Source organism: Siphonobacter sp. SORGH_AS_1065 (assembly GCF_030818595.1).
In the GTDB taxonomy this organism is placed as follows: Bacteria; Bacteroidota; Bacteroidia; order Cytophagales; family Spirosomataceae; genus Siphonobacter.
The window spans coordinates 243631-262255 of record NZ_JAUTAM010000006.1 but is presented as its reverse complement, the minus strand read 5'-3'; the positions used below and the strand labels follow the sequence as shown (position 1 = coordinate 262255).

Below are 18625 nucleotides of genomic sequence, written 5' to 3'. Positions count from 1 at the left end.
CTATATATCTACTTTACGTACCATGCGAACCATCGGTTTACTAATTCTGGCCTTCCTGGGCCTGCATTGGTGTGCATTCGCCACTAATCCTCTTTTTAGTGACACCACTAAAGCCTACGGCTTACCTCTATTAACCAAAAACCCCAAAGGCGATGTCATTCTCTCGTGGACCGAGAAAGACCCTCAGGGTGTAGTTGGTTATTACTTCGCTACTTCAAAAGACAAGGGCAAAACCTTTTCTGACAAGAAGCTTATTTTCTCAGCTCCGGGCTTAGGCTCTGGCCAACTCATGCGACCCAAACTGGTTTTCAAAGGGGATGGCACCTGGGTGGCGGTGTTCACTTATAACCCTACCGCAAAACCTAGTGCTCCCGTAGCTCCGGCACCCGCTCATGCCGGACATGAAGGTCATCAGACAGCGGAAGGAAATCGCCCGGCTCAGGGTGGTGACCGGCCTCGGGGCGGTGGTGGCGGCGGACGCCGTGATTTACAGGTCGTTTACACCTTTTCGAAAGATGCCGGAAGTTCCTGGTCGGCTCCCAAGCCTGTTTATCAGGATGTAGACGTAAAAGCTCTCCGTGGCTTCTTTGACGTAACCGTCATGGCAAACGGTGAATTGGCCGTAGCTTACCTCAAGGATGTAATTGGCAGCACCAAACACGAAGAACGCGATCTGCGGCTGGTAGTTTCCAAAGGTGATTCTTTTGAGCCGGAACAACTTCTCGATCCCACTCCCTGTGATTGCTGCCCAATCAGTCTCTTAACGGACGCACAGGGAAATCTGAATGTGTATTACCGGGATAACCGCGATAACATTCGCGACATTGCCCGCCTCGTTTCGCGGGATAACGGAAAAACATTCTCTGAATCAGAAATTCTGTACGCAGATAACTGGCAGATTAACGGTTGTCCCCACTCAGGAGCCGTATCTACTCAAAGCGGAAAAACGGGATTGATTACCTGGTTTTCAGCCGCAAAAACCGAACCCGGAATCCGACTGGCTACTACCGACGGAAAGAAACTAACGGTTATTAATGATCCTTCGGCGAAAAATATGTTCGTAACCAGTGCAAAAGATGGAGGTGCCTTACTCTGGGATCAAAATAAACCCGGTAGTACCAGCAAAGCCGTTGCCTACCGTAAAATCAAAGGTGATAAGGTTTCAGAAACCCAGTGGGTCGAAGCTCCTGTAAATACTATGAATCCTAGTGGATTGGTGCTGGGAAATCAATTACTAATTGCCAGCGAAATTGCGGCAACACCCGGTAAAAACTCGATTCAGTTGAGTTGGGTAAGTTTATAATTTACGAGGTTCCTATGCAAAAAAGACCAGCCCTAGAGCTGGTCTTTTTTGTAGTACACCCGTTTATTTTACTTTTCAAGGCTACTAATTGCTCTGGCACCTCTAGGTGCAATGTCTAAATACTCCATAAAATCTTAAACTCATTTTAATATACATTAAACAAAATCACCCTCTAAATCAAGCTTTTTAAGTAGATTTTCTTAAAAACAAATTCATATAGAATTATTCTCTGGAATAAAATACATTTTATAGTTAACAGGTATTGCAAGCTTTAACCAACATTCATTGCTATTAACTACTGAAAGGCTATCTATCCTAGGCTCAATCTATAATCTTCTAATTTTCAATTATTTACATATTAAGTTAAAGAATAATTAGTTCAAGATATTATCATTATTCAACCATTAAATAAAATTTTAACAGGTTATTCAATTAGTAATGAATGCCTGTTTTTCCAGTTAAACCCTTATCGCTCTCTGCTCCTTACTTATAAAATTTCACGATTTTTAAAAATCACGTTCGGAATTTTAATCTCGTTTTTATACTTTCGCAAAGTCATTTATTTAGTCTTGGTCTAAATAGAAAATAATACCTCCTTTATGAGATACATTTATCTGGTATCTTTTTTGTTCATCAGTGGTTACACGTACGCCCAAACCAGTGTTGCGACTCAGGTAGCAACCATACGTGGGAAGATTCATTTTGAAGGTGGAGACGGGGTTGAGCACGTAACCGTGCGTCTCAAGAATTCCAAAGTTGCTACGATGTCGGATGAGCGGGGAAGCTTTGAGTTAACCAATGTTCCGTACGGACCTCACGAACTTCTGATTTCTTCCGTAGAAATTCAACCCAAAACGGTTCGCCTACACGTTAACAAGTCTGCTCATCAACTGCCTATTCTTGTTAATAAGGCCATCAAAGACCTTTCTGAAGTGCAGGTTACCCACAAAACAGAAAAGAAGGAACTCGAAACCCAGGGTTTCGCTATGAACGTTATTGAAACGAAAGAAGTAGCCACCCGGAATTTCCAGACCAATGAAATGCTGGATCGCACCGTTGGGGTTCGCGTTCGGCAGAACGGAGGATTGGGGTCTTCTGTAACGTATAACCTGAATGGAATGTCGGGAGAATCTGTACGTATATTCATAGACGGTATTCCTATTTCAACCTATGGAGCTTCCTTCAGTTTGAATAGTATTCCGCCCGCGTTAATCGAACGAATTGAAGTGTACAAAGGCGTAATTCCTGCTCATTTGTCAGACGATGCTCTGGGTGGAGCCATCAATGTCATCCTTAAAAAGGGAATGAGTAATAACCTGACGGCTTCTCTTTCCTACGGTTCGTTCAATACCTTACAGGCTAATATCAGCGGAACGCATCGTTCGGCGAAAAGCGGCTTTACCGTGAAGGCTTCGGGCTTCTATAATTACTCGGATAACGACTATGAAGTCTGGGGAAAATTCGTGCGAAATATTCTGCCTAATGGCCGTTATGACTACGTACGTGCCCGTCGCTTTAATGATGCGTATCGCTCCGGGGGCGGTCAGATTGAACTGGGCTTTACTGACGTAAAATGGGCCGACCAGTTTTTCATTGGTTACAATGGTTCAAGTGATTACAAAGAAGTCCAGCACGGAACGTACATGTCGATTCCCTACAAAGGCCGTTTTACCGAATCCGAAGCCCACGTTTTCAGTCTGAATTACCGGAAGAAAAATTTCATGGTTAAAGGGCTTGAATTAACCCTCAGCGGCATGTCAAGTATGCGGAAACAGGTAGTGGTTGATACCGTGAAATGGAATTACAACTGGTACGGTGAACGCAGTGTGGGCTTAGACGGAAGACCCATTTTACGACCCACCGGAGCCCAGCAGGGAGCTCCAACGATTAACCACATTAACCGCAATGTAACGACCTTCCGGGCGGGGATTACCTATGATATTCACAGAAATCACCGATTTGTGGTCAATCACATGTACTACAACATCGACCGGAATCAGCAGGATTTCATGCGATCTGCCGTGGAGCGGGAGTTCATCGGAACCCGCAACCTGGCGAAGAATATCACCTCGGTGGCCTACGAATTAAAAGCACTGGATTCTAAACTAAGAGCTAACATTTTCGGTAAATATTACCAGCAGAAAATTGACCGCATGGATCCTGTACTGGTAGAAAACAACCGTCAGGAAAACCGAACGTCGAGTAATAAAACCACGACGGGTTACGGGGCGGCCCTCTCCTACGCCATTATTCCTAACCTTTACCTGCTTACCTCGGCAGAACGAGCCGTTCGGTTGCCTTCTGAGAATGAGGTATTCGGGAGTCCGGGCGAAAACATTGTTGAGAACTTTGGCATCCGCCCGGAGATTAGTAATAACCTCAATGTAGGTTTTAGAGCAGGCACTTACACGGCGGGATTACACAAGTATAACTTCGCTCTTTCTGGATTCATCCGGGATACGCGGGATAAAATTGTTCAGCGGGTCAATCCCCGTCTCAACGATGCCGTACAAACCGATCCTTTCGAAAATCTGGGTAAAACCAAGTCCATTGGGTTTGAATTGGAAGGGAATTACATCTATAACAACAACCTTATCATTGGGCTGAATGCTTCGAAATTTAACTCGGTTTTCAACATGCGTTACGATGCTAATGGTCGGGAATTCGACTATTACGGACGCCAGTTACCGAACGAACCCTTTTTCACCATTAACAGTACGGTTCAGTACGCTTTCAAAAATTTACTTGCTACAAATTCACGATTGAATGTGTACTACGGGTTCCGTTTCGTGGAACGCTTCTACACCACCTGGATGATTATTGAAGATTTCCGAACGACGCGTCAGTACATCCAGGATTTGGGAGCGAGTTATGTTTTTCCAAACAAAAAATTCATTGTCAGTGCCGATGTGAAGAATATGTTTGACCGGCAAGCTTACGACAATTTCGCAGTTCAGAAGCCCGGTCGAGCCTTTTACCTTAAATTAAATTACACTATAAACAATTTTTAATCAATAGCTTACATGAAAAAACAAGTTCTGAATTTCTCTCTGTTAGCAGGACTTCTGATGACGGTGGCCCTGACGGGTTGTAAGGACAGCAACACAGGTACCGAACCAGAAGCCGATGCTGATCGCTGGATTACGGTAGCAGGTGCTTTGATGGGAACTTCTCCCGGCGATGGAAATGGTGGTACGATGGTTTATTCCGTTAGTAAAGAAGATGCGAAGAATCCCAATGTATCCATCAGCGTTTATGATAATGGTTTTGGCGTAAAATCAAACCGGACGGCCCGTTTACAGGCATCGGAAGACGGAAAAACACTTTTTAATATTGCTTATACGGGTGACAATGGGGGTGAATTCTCTCGCTACAAAGTAGAAGGGGCTGGTAAATTCACGCAGGAAGATGTAACAGTAAACATCTCGCAGTATGCCAGTACATCTCCCCGCTGGGTAAAGTTATTTGATGGCGACAAAACGGGTATTGCCGTAAACGTAACTACCCCCACGGCCAACAATGCTTCCAGCGGACAGACTCCTAATGCAGCTTTCGCGTATTTCCGTGGAACGGCTACGGTACTAGCTCTGAACTTAAAGGATGTTTTGATTTCTGGTTATAAACAATACCAGATTCCTTTAACGGCGGCTGAAGAGTTGCAGGGACACACCATTTTCCGCTTGGATGCTCCCGTTTTGAATAAAGCTCAAAATAAACTCATCATTGGTACCTGGATGCAGAAAAGAAACCCATCGACGGGGACTACTGAAACTAACTTCACTCGTCTGGGTAGCAAATCAGTTATCGTAGATTATCCTTCTCTGGAAAATCCTAAAATAATTACCTCGACTGTCGGTTTTGGTGATAACAGTGGGTACCGTAGCCATAACTCATTCCTGGCGGATGACGGATCTATTTATCAGGCTACGCAACGGGACTCAAAAGGTTCTCACATTTTAAGAATCAATGAGAACAACGAATACGACAATTCATACGTATTCAGCCTGGATGCTGCTCTGGGGGCGAAAAATGTATACGTTGACTGCTGGAAATACGCAGGTAATGGCATTGCTTATGCTCTTTATACCCAGGACGGCACCGATCAGGGTTTCGTGGCTCGTCTGGACCTGAATGCCAAAACAGCTACCAAAGTTGATTTACCCTACGAAGAGGGGTTGGATTTTGGTCAGTATCAGGGTATTTTAGTAAGCGGTGACGAAGTATATATTGCTTTTACTCCCGTTGGAAAAGATGGTAATATCTACATCATCAACCGTACTACGGGTGCCGTAACCAAAGGAGCAAAACTGGTAAATAAAGCCGGTAACCATTACATTGGTATCTTCTAGAATTTTTTCGAATAAACTAAAAGGTCTCCTTTCAAAAGAGAGGAGACCTTTTAGTTTATTAAAAGTGTATAAAAAGCAGGGATGGCGTTGTTTATCATATGGAGAAGAAGACCCCAGAAAAACCCGTAACGAAGCGAGAGCCATGTAACTAATAAACCTGTCATAAAATGAGGAAACAAAACTAATACTACCGTATAAAAAGGAACCTGATCAAAATCATAATTATGATAATGCCAAAAGGCAAAACCTATAGCACTTAACCATATGAGTAACCTTCTAGTTGAGTCAACCCATAAAGTGATTTTATTAAATAAATAAGACCAATTATGGAGGATTAATGCAATAATTAAACTTCCTGTTAGTACATAAATAGTAGGCCCTGAAAAGGTATAAAAATTTAAAGAAAAGCTTTTACTAACCAATAAATAGATCAGTATGAAAACAGAAACGATAAACAGATATTTTTTGCGTTGAAGTATACCTCGAAAGGCTAATTCTTCGAAAAGGGGGGCTAGCAGTACTACTTGCAGGATAAATCGAGCCTCTGAAACTTCTGATAACCAACTATTAAGCCCATCTGATCCTTTCGCTTGACTCACGATACCTAATTTCAATAGTTGTAGACCAAAGAATGCCCAACTAATTTTAAATATGAGAAGTGCAATAAACGCTTTACCAATAATTAGGCATTTATAACGAACACTAACGGAAGCATGTTCAACAAGATTACTATTACTACGTAGAAACGAAAAAAAGTCAGTAAGTATTTCTTTCATAGGTATGTATTCCCCCTAATGTCTACTTATTTCTATTGTTGGCACCTCTTAAACTGATATTTATTGCACTATATTTCTCTAGTCTGTAAACTACATATCTATGCATTGATAGATACTATATATAATTATTAATTACTTTTTTTATTAATTTATATCAATACTATCGATAAGGCTATTCAACTTAATTTCAATAATAAACATGATAAAAGGGAATAATTAAAAAATAATACAATGCCAATTACTTTATCCGTGTTTTGAAACCTTTCCACAAGTTTATCATTTCTCTTGTAAAGTATCATATAGTTTATGAAAACTGTTAATGAGAATATCAATATATACAAACCATATTTGTAATTATAACCCAGGTAATTCAAAACAGTAAGTATGTTTACGGTTACGATAGCAGAGGTCCACGATAATGCTGTAGATGCTTGATCTCTCCAAGCTCTACCCGTAACGCCTAAAAAAGTAATGTAAGCATTCAAAAATGTATAAATATAATTTCATAACTTAATCCTTATTGACAATTTGGCCCATTTGTATCGAATGCTAAGTAATGCAATATGCATTATTAGTTCATGCATGTTAAGAAATTATCCATTACTACCTAGCAAATATGATTTAGAAGGTTTTAAAAGTTACACTGATATAAATAATGGCACAAAACTGATATAAACTGCTTTATATTTATCGTTACTACATCCGCAAAAAAGCCAGATAACTTAAAATAACCAATATTCCTTCCACAATCCAGATCGTTATGTTATTCTTGGAACAGACCACCCGGATCAGAAAGTGCAGTACTAGAGGCCCGATCAGGAATGGAATTCCGAAGAAATACTGGAGAATATTATTTTCCCGGCCCGTATTAACAATTCCTGTGCCGATCATCATTAGCCCTATCAAGGAAGCTAGCGTTAATGGCGTTACGATGCTAAAGATTTTGGAAAGGTTCATACACTTCATGAGTTGGTGTTAAAGGATGTACGAAAAAAAAGGCTCCAGGAATTTCCAAAGCTTTTACACTTTCAGCTCATCTATACCTACACGCATCCCTCTTAACGTAGCTTCGCCAAGTTTAGAGTGAATGATAACGAAGCGGCACCTCCCCCACCCTAAATGCCTTAGATTTATTAGACATGCATGATAACTTTCGCTTGTATTCAGCACCCTGATAGATGCTTTTCCAGCAAAATCCATTCTACATTTCTACTAACAATCTTACCAAAGCTCCCTTCTTTATGATTCACAAGGAGTTACGCTACAGCATACATTAGTCTAAAACTCACCTTTCAAAGCAGCTATTTTCAAATGGCAGAACTTGAAATTTCAGATTCCCGAATACTGCAAAAAGTATCACGGTAGGCTCCCATGTTATCTTATTTTCCTTACATATGCCTTAGTCCAAAGCTCACCTTTCAGATAATCATGAGCTAAACATTCATTAAAATGAGGTCTTACAACTTCTGAAAAATTTTAGTCTAAATCTCACTTTTCGATTAGTCCGAACCTCACTTTTGCGAAACTTTTTCAAGCTATTGCTTAGTCCAAAACTCACTTTTCGCTCATTATCAGCACTCTGCATTGGCAAATTTCCTTAGTCTGAACCTCCCCTTTTCCTTAGTCCAACCCTCACTTTTACTTTTCATTCTTTAGTCTGAACCTCACTTTTCCATTATTCTAAATCTCACCTTTCCGATCAGAATTTTATTCCAAACCTCACCTTTTGTTAGTCCAAACCTCACTTTTCTCTTTATAATTTATTGATAATCAACGCCTTGCAAAGGCTCTAAATCAATCAAAATATTGATATATTAAATAATAATCAAAGACTGATCCATTTTTTCATTGAAAGTAGCAGGTTCATTTTTTCACTGAGTCAATAAAAAAAGACACCCATCAACTAAAAATATAGTTATATGAGTTTTAACGAGTAGTCCAAAAAATGTCAAAGAATGCAGACGTACTAATGAAAATATCATTAGTATTGTCTTTTAAAATTGACAAAACAGTTCCTACATGCTCACTCACGAAGAGGTTCTGCACTTTTTCAAAAAGAAGACGGCTCTTTCCATGTCAGTCATTGAAAAGGAAGCCGGCCTTCCCCTAAGTACCTTGCCCAAAGCAATGGCCGGACAACGGACCCTGAATCAGAAACACCTTAAAGCTCTTGAGCCTGTTTTACTTCAGTATGGTTTGGAAGAATTCCGCAATCGGAAGGCTCGTGTGATTAGTATCGTCAATCACAAAGGCGGAGTTGGTAAAACGACGACGACTATCAATCTGGGAAGTGGCCTTGTCATGGAGGGCTTCAAGGTTTTAGTAATAGACATCGATTCTCAGGGAAATCTATCCCAAAGTCTGGGCCTGGATAATCCCGAATCGCAGTTATACGAAGCTCTGCTTCACAACAAACCCCTTCCTATCGTTTCAGTCATCCCGAATCTGGATTTAATACCCAGTAACCTTGAATTAGCGAAATACGAACGAGAGCTAACCCACTCTCCTAGCGGAGCTTTACGTTTACGCACAGCTTTACAGTCGGTTTTAGATCAATACGATTACATTCTCATCGATTGTCCTCCGGCTTTAAACGTATTTACTAACTCAGCCCTGATTGCTTCCAATTCAGCGTTAGTTGTTTTAGAACCAGAAACATCTGCCATTAAGGGGATTAATAACCTCTTCGAGCTTATTAACGAGATTCGTCAATTCTTCAACGAATACCTCAGTATTGAAGGACTGTTGTTTACACGCGTAGACCGTCGTCTGGTGTTACACAAAGAGCTTATTCAGACCATTCGTCAGGACTTAAAAGACTTTCAGGTCTTTGATACCGAGATTCGCCTAAATGCCGCTCTCAAGGAGTCTCAATACGCTCAGGTAGACATTTTCCGTTACGGGGCGACCTCACCCGGAGCGATAGATTACAAACAATTAGCTCAAGAGCTTTTAGCCCGACAGAATCGGTAACTATCCATTCCAATTGAATTTGTATGAAAAAAATTGTCAACCAGTTTGGTGCGAAAGAGCTAATCAAAAAAGATAACGGTTCACTGGTCCAACAGGAATTGATCAAAAATCAGATTACCGTCATACCTGAACTGGAAACGCTTATTCCTCCCCTGTTGGATGATGAGTATCGGCAACTGGAAGCAAACATCATTAAGGAAGGCTGCCGGGAACCTTTACTGGTGTGGGAAACGCCTGCCCATACCGTTCGTAATACTGACGACGAAACATCCTTATTTGTGTTAATTGACGGTCACAACCGTTACAGTATTTGCACCACGCACGGGATTCCTTACCGGATCCTAATGAAGGAGTTTTCTTCCATTGAAGATGTAAGTACCTTCATGATTGATAATCAGCTAGGTCGTCGGAACTTAACTCCTGAACAAACATCCTATCTACGGGGGCAAAAATACCTTTCGATGAAACGCGGATCGGGTCGCCCTACGGGTAACGCAGCCGGGAAGAGAACAGAAGAAGTACTGGCCGAACAATTCAATGTAAGTCCCAAAACCATTCGTACAGACGCAGAATTTGCGAAAGGCCTCGACAAGACCTCTCCTGCCCTCAAAAAAGAAATTCTGAGTCGTAAATCGAAAGTTTCTAAAAAGTCGATTGTAGGGCTTGCCAGTGCGTCAGAAGAGTATCCAGCTTTCGATAGCGTTGAGCAGATTAATCAGGCCCTAACGAAAACTAAAAAAGCTGCCAAGCCCGTTCTTGCGGAGGTAGCTAAGCTCAAACAGTTAGTCGAATCCTTAGAACGAGCGGGTGGGAATAATCGTGAATTATGTGAAGAAATCATTGAAGTAGCCGAAGCTCTTCTTCAAAATAGTGATTAGAAATGTGGTAACAATTACCACATTTCTAAGTTCAGTCAATTGCTGCGGAGGTCGTGGCTATGTAGGTACGACCTAAACAAAAATAATGTGGTAGAAGTTACCACATTACTGACTTCAGGCGTAGGCTGCTTCGTCCGGTCATCTCTTCCCAAAACGTGGTAATTGTTACCACATTTATTTCGCTCCACTCACTTAATTCTAATAATCTGAAAGTTAGTGTCTCTAACAAAACGATAGAGCATAGGAATACTAAATGCAATAAAAGTGAGGAAATGAAAAGGATTCTCACTTTTATTACGTAATTTTCCGGTACATAGCCTTCAGTGTATGGACAACCCGATAGTTTTTCAGAAACGACTTAATAATTTTCAGCCTAATTTCATTACCGAATCCAAGCAGCAATTTTCTGAATTGGAGAAGAGAATCGTGGTAATGATTATCAATCAGATCCGAAATGTAAAGGATTATCAGGAAGGGCAAAACTTACGTTTTACCATTCCGATTACTGAACTGGCCAAGTCAAATAACTATCGTAAGCTCTATCAGGCCGCTAAATCACTGACGGATAAGAAGATTCTTTACGAGGATTTTTCTAACCCCCGTAATCCCAGTTTCGCTTCGCTTGTCCCCTTTCCTCTGGTACGAACTGTCAATGAAGAGGGCCGTAGTTTTCTGGAAATAACCATGTTGGCGAATGTCGTTCCCCAGTTCATTGAATTGGGAAGTCGATACACCAAATACAGCATCGACGTGATGTTATCGCTGGAATCCGTTTATTCACAGCGATTGTATGAGTTGATGATGATGTATTATAACCGGGGACAACGAGTATTTACCTATTCAGTTGAGAAATTGAAATTCATGCTGAATTGCCCCGAGAGCTATAACTACAAGGAGATTCAACGCTGGGCTTTAAAAGTGGCTCAGGCTGAGTTATTTGCAAAGGCTAACATCGTTTTTGAATACGTCCCCAGCAAAAAGGAACGTAAGAAAATTCTGGAGCTTGAGTTTACCATCAAATCTTTCATGGATGTGGTGAACGAAGCAGTAGAAGAAGAAATGGAGAGCTTTTACAGCACGACCGATACCAACCGTTATCTGGTGGCTCGCAATCTTCTGGAAACCCAATACACCTTTACAAGTCAGCAGATTGAAGAAATCCTGAATTCTAAGGAGAAGCTGGAGAAATTTGTACAGGTAAATTCAGAAATTGAAAATGGGAAAATCACGGTCAGAACCTCCAAAACGCAATACATGGCTACGGTGTTAGGCTTTAAATCTCAGAAGCCGGAAACCCGACGAAAAAAAGCGTAAGACTACTAGTCTAAACCTCACCTTTGGTAAAATTTCATAGAGCCTAGGTAGAGTTCACAGAGCAGCTCTGGTATTTAAACGGTAACGCTGCTCTTTTCCCAGATTGGAAAACATTCGTGAACTTGCCTTTCATTCCAACGTTAATTCCTTTTTATAAAGTCAGGACTGAATAAGGCTTCGCTTTCACGGCCACTAACCACCAGTAGCAAAACAATTCCAAAGAAGATCTTTTCATAACAATGACTTTAGGCCCATTTTAGGCAAGTGAGATTAGGGCTCACGAAAGATTGGTAAAAGGGAAGAAAAAGTAGTATTTTCCCCTTTTGAAGAACCAATGAGACGATTCATCCTACCTCTAATTACCGCAGCAACGTTAGTAATAGCCACTCAATTTACAGATCAATCTTCCGATGAAGAGTGGCCCGAATATCTGGGTGGTCCTGATCGAAACCATTATTCCAGACTTACACAAATCACCCCTGCCAACGTCAATCAGTTACAGGTAGCCTGGGAATATCACTCCAGAGATAGCGGCCAGGTACAGTGCAATCCCCTGATGGTGGGTGGTGTTTTGTATGGAATTACCGCAACCAATCAGATCTTCGCTCTGGATGCAGCCACGGGCAAAGAACGCTGGCGTTTTGCTCAGCCCGGTGGCGGGGGCTTAAATACAAATCGGGGATTAACGTACTGGCAGGATCAGAGTGATCGCCGGATTTTGTATGCTTCAGGTTCTTACTTGTACGCACTGGATGCAGTAACGGGTAAATCCATTCTGGCGTTTGGAGACAATGGACGGGTTAGCTTACGAGCGGGATTAGGGCCAACCGCCAAGGATAAATTTGTGATTTCAAATACGCCCGGGACTCTTTTCGAGGATTTAATCATCATGCCCTTACGGTTATCGGAAGGAGCCGATGCCGCTCCCGGATCCATTCAGGCCTTCCATGTGCGAACGGGGAAAATTGCCTGGGTTTTTCATACCATACCGCAACCCGGCGAGTTTGGCTACGATACCTGGCCGAAAGATTCGTATCAAAACAAAGACGTCGGGGCCGCCAATAACTGGGCCGGAATGGCCCTTGACCGGAAACGAGCCATTTTGTACGTCCCGACTGGCTCTCCTGCTTTTGACTTTTACGGAGGAAATCGCCAAGGAAAAAACCTGTTTGCAAACTGCTTACTGGCACTTGACGCACGAACGGGAAAGCGTCTTTGGCATTACCAAATCGTACATCATGATGTATGGGATCGGGATTTACCCGCTCCCCCTAATTTGGTTACACTGACGATAGGTGGGAAAAAAATAGACGCCGTTGCTCAGGTAACCAAGACCGGTTACGTGTATGTGTTTGATCGGGTAACGGGGAAACCGTTGTTTCCTATCGATGAAAAGCCAGCTCCGCAATCAACGGTTACCGGGGAAGTAGTTTGGCCTACGCAGCCCATTCCGCGAATGCCCGCTCCGTTTACTCGTCAGTTCATTGCCGAAAAAGATTTAAATCCCTACGCTGCTAATAAAGCTGAGTTACTGGAAACGTACCGAAAGGCAAAAAAAGGATTTTTTCAGCCGCTGAGCGAAACACCAACGCTGGTTTTTCCCGGTGCTGACGGCGGAGCCGAGTGGGGTGGGGCAGCCGTAGACCCCGAGGGTATTATGTACGTCAATGCCAATGAAATGGCCTGGTTGTTCAGTCTGAGTCCTACGCCTAAATCGGATGAGCTGACCCACCTAAGTCCCGGCCAGCGGCTGTACACCACTCACTGTGTAGCTTGCCACGGTCCGAATCGGCAGGGAAATCCCACTAGTGGTTATCCGTCACTGATAAACATTCAGGAGCGTCGAGACCGTGCCTTTGTTACAAAAATAATTACGAATGGAAAGGGGATGATGCCCGGTTTTGCCAGCATTAGTTCCACTGAAAAACAAGCACTGGTGGCTTTTCTCTTTGGCGACGAAAAAGTAGAAGCTACCGCAAAAGCAGGCAAGGAAACCGCCATGCCTTACGTTCCGTATCGTTTCAATGGGTATAACAAATTTCTGGATTCCCAAGGGTATCCCGGTATTGCTCCGCCCTGGGGTACCCTAACGGCTATTAACCTAAATACCGGAAAACATCTCTGGCAAAAAACGCTGGGTGAGTTCAAAGAGTTAACGCAACAGGGCATAGCTCCCACAGGCACAGAAAACTATGGAGGGCCCATTGTAACGGCCAGCGGTTTATTATTCATTGCAGCAACGAAAGACGGCAAAATAAGGGCTTTCGATAAAAAAACAGGAGCTATTCTCTGGGAAAGGGAGTTACCCGCGGCTGGATTCGCTACGCCAAGTACCTATCAGATCAATGGAAAACAATACGTAGTGGTCGCCTGCGGCGGTACTAAGTTAGGAACGAAGAAAGGAGATAGTTACATAGCCTTTGCATTACCTTGATAAGAAGAGTAACCCACGAAAGCCGATTGACTTAGTCAGTCGGCTTTTCTTTAGATAGAAACTTCATTTAACATAACATTAAAAACTACCGCTTTGATTAGTCTAAAACTCACCTTTTGATTAATAGTTCAATTATAAGATGCTTTTAAATATAATATTTTTAATATTATTAAATTTAAGTGTCTGATTAATAACATATTTTTTATGATAAAATTGTACAAAAATAATAATGACAAATCCTTTATTTGAGGAACTTTCTTAGAATAATATTTTAACTGAAATGGAGTGTTTCTATTTGGTCGAGTTTCCTTATGCAGTCGCTCGGCTCTACCAAGTTAGAATCCAGGCCTCTGGCCGCTAGTAGTCAAAGCATGTTAAGAGAGGCAAATCTTTCTTCTCTGCTAAATTTCTTTCCCTGAGACGGCCAGAGGCCTACAGCTACGTGGTCACTCGGCAGAGCCAAGCGACTGCGGGGGAGATTCCATCTCGTTCCTACGATAAAGGCAGGTTCCTACCTACCATGATACACTTCTCAAACTGGTCTCCAAGGCCAAACGAAATGTCTTATCTGGCATTCTTAATCGTGAAGTTTTTATAAGCCATAGTCGATCGTAGAATTCAACGATTATAAATTTTAGATCCATCTTAAATGCAACATATCACAAAGTACAAAACCCTTACCTTTACTAGATACTATTGTGAAACATATGCTTGATATCATCATTGACGCTCGTCAGGCTAATCTGGGTAATCATTTTTCGGTTCGTCGCATTTTGCCTTACCGACTTCGCCGGATGTTAGGCCCTTTTATCTTCATGGATCATGCGGGCCCTGTTTCTTTTTCAGCCGATCAAATTCCCAATATGGATGTATTGCCACATCCGCATATTGGATTATCTACGGTAAGTTATCTGTTCAATGGGCAGGTAACCCATCGTGATAGTTTAGGCGTTGAACAGGTAATTCGACCGGGCGAAGTGAACTGGATGACGGCGGGTAAAGGAATCGCACATTCCGAACGATTTGAGGATCCGGCAACTTTAGCGGGCGGTTCGCTGGAAATGATTCAGACCTGGGTAGCTTTACCCACTTCTGCCGAAGAAGACGATCCTTCATTTACCAATTACCAGCCTCAGGAGTTACCCATTTTTACGGATAAAGGCATCTGGATGCGGCTCATCGCTGGCGAAGCTTTTGGGCTTAAAAATGAAGTAAAAACGCATTCGCCGTTGTTTTATGTACATGTGGTCTTGCAACCCGGTACCCGGTTTGGGCTACCCTTGGGCTATGCGGAGCGGGGCATTTATGTCGCCAAAGGCAGCATTGAAGTAAATGGGCATCGGTATGGAATAGGGCAGTTGCTCGTCTTCTCTGCGGGCATTGATCCCGTCATTATTGCTCAGGAAGCCAGCACGGTTATGATGTTGGGTGGAGAACATTTAGGCGAACGCTACATCTGGTGGAATTTTGTTTCTTCCAGTAAAGAACGAATTGAGCAGGCTAAGGCCGACTGGATAGCCGGACGAATTCCATTACCTCCGAACGATCATGCGGAGTTTATACCTCTGCCTGAAGATCGTTCCAAACCGGCTGGAGCCACGCCACCGCCGCCCCCCTTGTCCTGATGATAACCCAGCACTTTTGTTAAGCAGAACAGTATGAATCGGCTCTTTTCGTCTTAGTTTACCAGTTAAAGGCCGTTTCATACATTCCCAGTTGAACCTCAGGGGTTACATCGAGGAGAAGACTCTTAATAAAAATCGCATGTACAAGGATAGTCGTCGCAGCTTTTTGCGGCAAACCAGTCAGGTAGCTCTAGCATCTTTGTTGCCTACTTCCCTCTGGGCCTTTTCAGGAAAAAGCAGTAAAGCTTCGGTTCATGTCCATCTGAATCAGTCCAGAGGAACCATTGAGCCTGAAATTTACGGGCAGTTTATTGAATACCTGGGTCGCTCCATTACGGGTGGAATCGTAGACGCAAAAACGAATCAGGTTCGAAACGATGTATTAGCGAAGGTCAAACGACTAGCTCCTCCCGTACTTCGCTTTCCGGGCGGTACGGTTACGAAAATCTATCACTGGCAGGATGGGGTAGGGCCGAAGGCAAATCGTCCGGTGCGTCCCAATCTGATCTGGGGCGGCGAAGAAAACAATCAGTTTGGCACGAATGAATTCATACAGTATTGCCGACAACTGAAAACCGATCCATTTCTGGTGGTTAATATGAACACCGGAACGCCCGAAGAAGCGTCTAACTGGGTGGAATATTGCAATGGAAAGGGAAAAACGTCTTTTGCGGAATTGCGTCGTAAACACGGCTTTGCTAATGCTCACGGCGTTAAATACTGGGGCCTGGGGAATGAAGAAAATGCAGGCCCTGATACGGGACGTTTGCAGAACCCTGCTGCTTATGCAGAGATGGCCTGGCAATTTGCCAAGTTAATGAAGTTGCAGGACCCCACTCTTTCATTAATCATAGCCGGGCACGACGAGAAATGGAACGAGATCGTCCTGAAAGAGTTACACCCCATCGCGGATTATATTTCCATGCACTTGTACGCCAGTTCGAAAAAAGGGCAACCCGCTACACTTTTCACACAATTGGCTGGTTTTGAAAAACAGATCGAACAAACGCATGAGCAAATCAAACGGTTAGCTCCCGAAAAAGTAGAGAAGTTTGATCGTTGGTATCGTTTTCCGCCCCGGGCGAAAGGAGTGAAGTTAGCCATTGATGAATGGGGCATCTGGGAAAGTGAAGGAAAAGGTGCTTATAACCTGGAAGTTACTTATCAATGGTTTCATGCCTTGGGGGTAGCGTCTTTTCTGAATATTTTTCAGCGTCAGGCCGAAATTGTGACGATGGCGACCTGGGCCCAGACGGTTAATGTGCTGGCTCCCATTCTGAGTAATGACCACGAATCTATTTGCCAGACCGTGTTTTATCCGCTGGAATTGTATCGTCAATATTGCAAAGGAGTAAGCCTGACGGCGGAAGTAAAAAGCGAAGCATTGCGGCAGAGTGGGGGAGAGGATTTACCCATGCTGGATTCGAGTGCCAGTTTCGACGAGAAAACCGGGCTAGCTACCCTCGCCCTGGTTAATCGTCACCCCGAAACGGCGATAGAAACGACGATCGTGTGGGAAGGGAATACAAAGCTGAATCTATTCGAACGCCACGAATTAACCGCCACGGGATTTACAGCTTATAATACACTCGACGATCCTAAGAAAGACGTAGTTCACTATCAAAAAACGGCAGTCACAAATAATCCACCTACCATTACGGTGTCACCAGCATCCATAACCTTATTGCGATATAAAGTGGGTTAAGGTGGTTTGATAGCGTTTGAAGTTAGAAGAGGTTTGAATGTTTGATAGCATTTTTTTAAACATTCAAACTTCCTCTAACTTCAAACTTTACCAATCAAATCTCTTCTAATGCTATCAGACTAATTTTGCTAAAGACTCGCTGCTGTAACCTTTCAGTTCGTCTAAACGGCCTTCGCGGACTTTTTTCGCCCAGTCTGGATCTGATAGTAGAGAACGTCCGATGGCAACCAGATCAAAATCCCCACGGTCCATCCGATGAAGTAAATCATCCATGGAACGGGGTTCTGAGTTTTCCCCCATGAAGGCACCCATGAAATCACTATTCAGACCTACCGAACCTACACTAATGGTAGCCTTTCCGGTTACTTTTTTCGCCCATCCGGCAAAGTTCAGGTCTGAACCTTCAAACTCATTTTCCCAGAAACGACGTTGCGAACAGTGGAAAATATCGACGCCGGCATCTGCTAGCGGATTTAACCAAGATTCCAGTTCCTGTGGGGTGTGTGCCAGTTTAGCGGTATAATTCTGTTGTTTCCATTGCGAAAGACGAAGGATGATGACAAAATCTTCACCCGCAGCAGCTCGCATGGCTTTCACTACTTCCACCGCAAAACGGCTGCGTTCGGCTAGGGTTTTTCCGCCGAAAATATCCGTCCGTTTATTCAAGCCATCCCAGAAAAACTGATCGACCAAGTAGCCATGAGCTCCGTGAATTTCGAGGGAATCGAAGCCTAAGCGTTTGGCGTCTCCAGCCGCTTTTCCGAAGGCCGCAATGGTATCCGCGATGTCTTTGTCCGTCATAGCGGAGCCACCCGTTTGGTCGGGTAAAACCAGCCCTGATGGGCCTTCAAAGGGTTGAGCAGGTAACCAACCGGAGCGGCTGGGTTGCATTACGCCCATGTGCCAGAGTTGCGGAGCCATCGCTCCACCGGCTTCGTGCACGGCATCAATCACATGTTTCCAGCCTGCCAGAGCCGCCTCTCCGTAAAAATGAGGAACATTGGGTTCATTGGAAGAAGCAGGGCGATCAATAACGGTTCCTTCCGAGATGATCAATCCTACTTCACCTTCGGCCCGGCGACGGTAATAATTTGCTACGTCTTCGGTAGGTACGCCCCCGGGAGAAAAGGCTCGGGTCATGGGAGCCATTGCAATTCGGTTACGTAAACGCAGGGATTTTAATTCAAAAGGACGAAAAAGCGTCTCTAATTTTTCAATTTCAGTGATGGCATTCATGGGAAAACTAGTTACATAACTTTTGTAAGAAG

At 43.3% G+C, this 18625-nt stretch carries 12 protein-coding genes; 9 read left to right on the top strand and 3 right to left on the bottom strand.

All coding sequences use genetic code 11. From position 1 onward, the window contains the following. The first annotated feature begins 22 nt into the window (after nucleotides 1–22). The 3 genes from QE390_RS21740 to QE390_RS21730 all read left to right on the top strand — a co-directional run bounded on the left by QE390_RS21740 (nucleotide 23) and on the right by QE390_RS21730 (nucleotide 5652). Nucleotides 23–1303: a sialidase family protein gene (locus QE390_RS21740; protein WP_307143834.1), complete on the top strand. Its 1281-nt coding sequence runs from the start codon at nucleotides 23–25 to the stop codon at nucleotides 1301–1303. 599 nt (nucleotides 1304–1902) lie between these two features. Further along, complete coding sequence (locus QE390_RS21735; RefSeq protein ID WP_307143833.1) at nucleotides 1903–4314, top strand: TonB-dependent receptor plug domain-containing protein; 2412 nt, start codon at nucleotides 1903–1905, stop codon at nucleotides 4312–4314. Between the two features lie 12 nt (nucleotides 4315–4326). Beyond that, entirely contained in the window at nucleotides 4327–5652 is a 1326-nt protein-coding gene (locus QE390_RS21730) for a hypothetical protein (protein ID WP_307143832.1), read from the top strand. Nucleotides 5653–5702: 50 nt separating this feature from the next. Here QE390_RS21730 and QE390_RS21725 read toward each other — a convergent pair whose 3' ends face one another. Together QE390_RS21725 and QE390_RS21720 are read right to left on the bottom strand one after the other, a co-directional pair. Further along, a complete protein-coding gene (locus tag QE390_RS21725; protein ID WP_307143831.1) occupies nucleotides 5703–6428 on the bottom strand; it encodes a type II CAAX prenyl endopeptidase Rce1 family protein in 726 nt (241 codons plus the stop codon). Between the two features lie 696 nt (nucleotides 6429–7124). Continuing rightward, nucleotides 7125–7385 (bottom strand): hypothetical protein, encoded by a 261-nt coding sequence (locus QE390_RS21720; protein ID WP_307143830.1) that lies wholly within the window; start codon nucleotides 7383–7385, stop codon nucleotides 7125–7127. 1062 nt (nucleotides 7386–8447) lie between these two features. On the opposite strand from QE390_RS21720, the gene QE390_RS21715 reads away from it, so the two are divergent. The 6 genes from QE390_RS21715 (at nucleotide 8448) to QE390_RS21690 (ending at nucleotide 17357) form a co-directional block, all read left to right on the top strand. Next, entirely contained in the window at nucleotides 8448–9401 is a 954-nt protein-coding gene (locus QE390_RS21715; protein ID WP_307143829.1) for a ParA family protein, read from the top strand. Nucleotides 9402–9424: 23 nt separating this feature from the next. Then, nucleotides 9425–10279 carry a hypothetical protein gene (locus QE390_RS21710; RefSeq protein WP_307143828.1) on the top strand — a complete coding sequence of 285 codons (855 nt, stop codon included), beginning with the start codon at nucleotides 9425–9427 and terminating at the stop codon, nucleotides 10277–10279. Between the two features lie 327 nt (nucleotides 10280–10606). Next, a complete protein-coding gene (locus QE390_RS21705; protein ID WP_307143827.1) occupies nucleotides 10607–11593 on the top strand; it encodes a replication initiation protein in 987 nt (328 codons plus the stop codon). Nucleotides 11594–11927: 334 nt separating this feature from the next. Further along, nucleotides 11928–14027, top strand: a complete 2100-nt coding sequence (locus QE390_RS21700; protein WP_307143826.1) for a PQQ-binding-like beta-propeller repeat protein — start codon at nucleotides 11928–11930, stop codon at nucleotides 14025–14027. A gap of 707 nt (nucleotides 14028–14734) precedes the next feature. Continuing rightward, nucleotides 14735–15652 (top strand): pirin family protein, encoded by a 918-nt coding sequence (locus QE390_RS21695; protein ID WP_307143825.1) that lies wholly within the window; start codon nucleotides 14735–14737, stop codon nucleotides 15650–15652. 139 nt (nucleotides 15653–15791) lie between these two features. Continuing rightward, a complete protein-coding gene (locus tag QE390_RS21690) occupies nucleotides 15792–17357 on the top strand; it encodes an alpha-L-arabinofuranosidase C-terminal domain-containing protein (protein ID WP_307143824.1) in 1566 nt (521 codons plus the stop codon). 114 nt (nucleotides 17358–17471) lie between these two features. Here the strand turns inward: QE390_RS21690 and QE390_RS21685 are convergent, their stop codons facing one another. Further along, nucleotides 17472–18593 carry an NADH:flavin oxidoreductase gene (locus QE390_RS21685; protein WP_307143823.1) on the bottom strand — a complete coding sequence of 374 codons (1122 nt, stop codon included), beginning with the start codon at nucleotides 18591–18593 and terminating at the stop codon, nucleotides 17472–17474. Nucleotides 18594–18625: the final 32 nt, after the last annotated feature.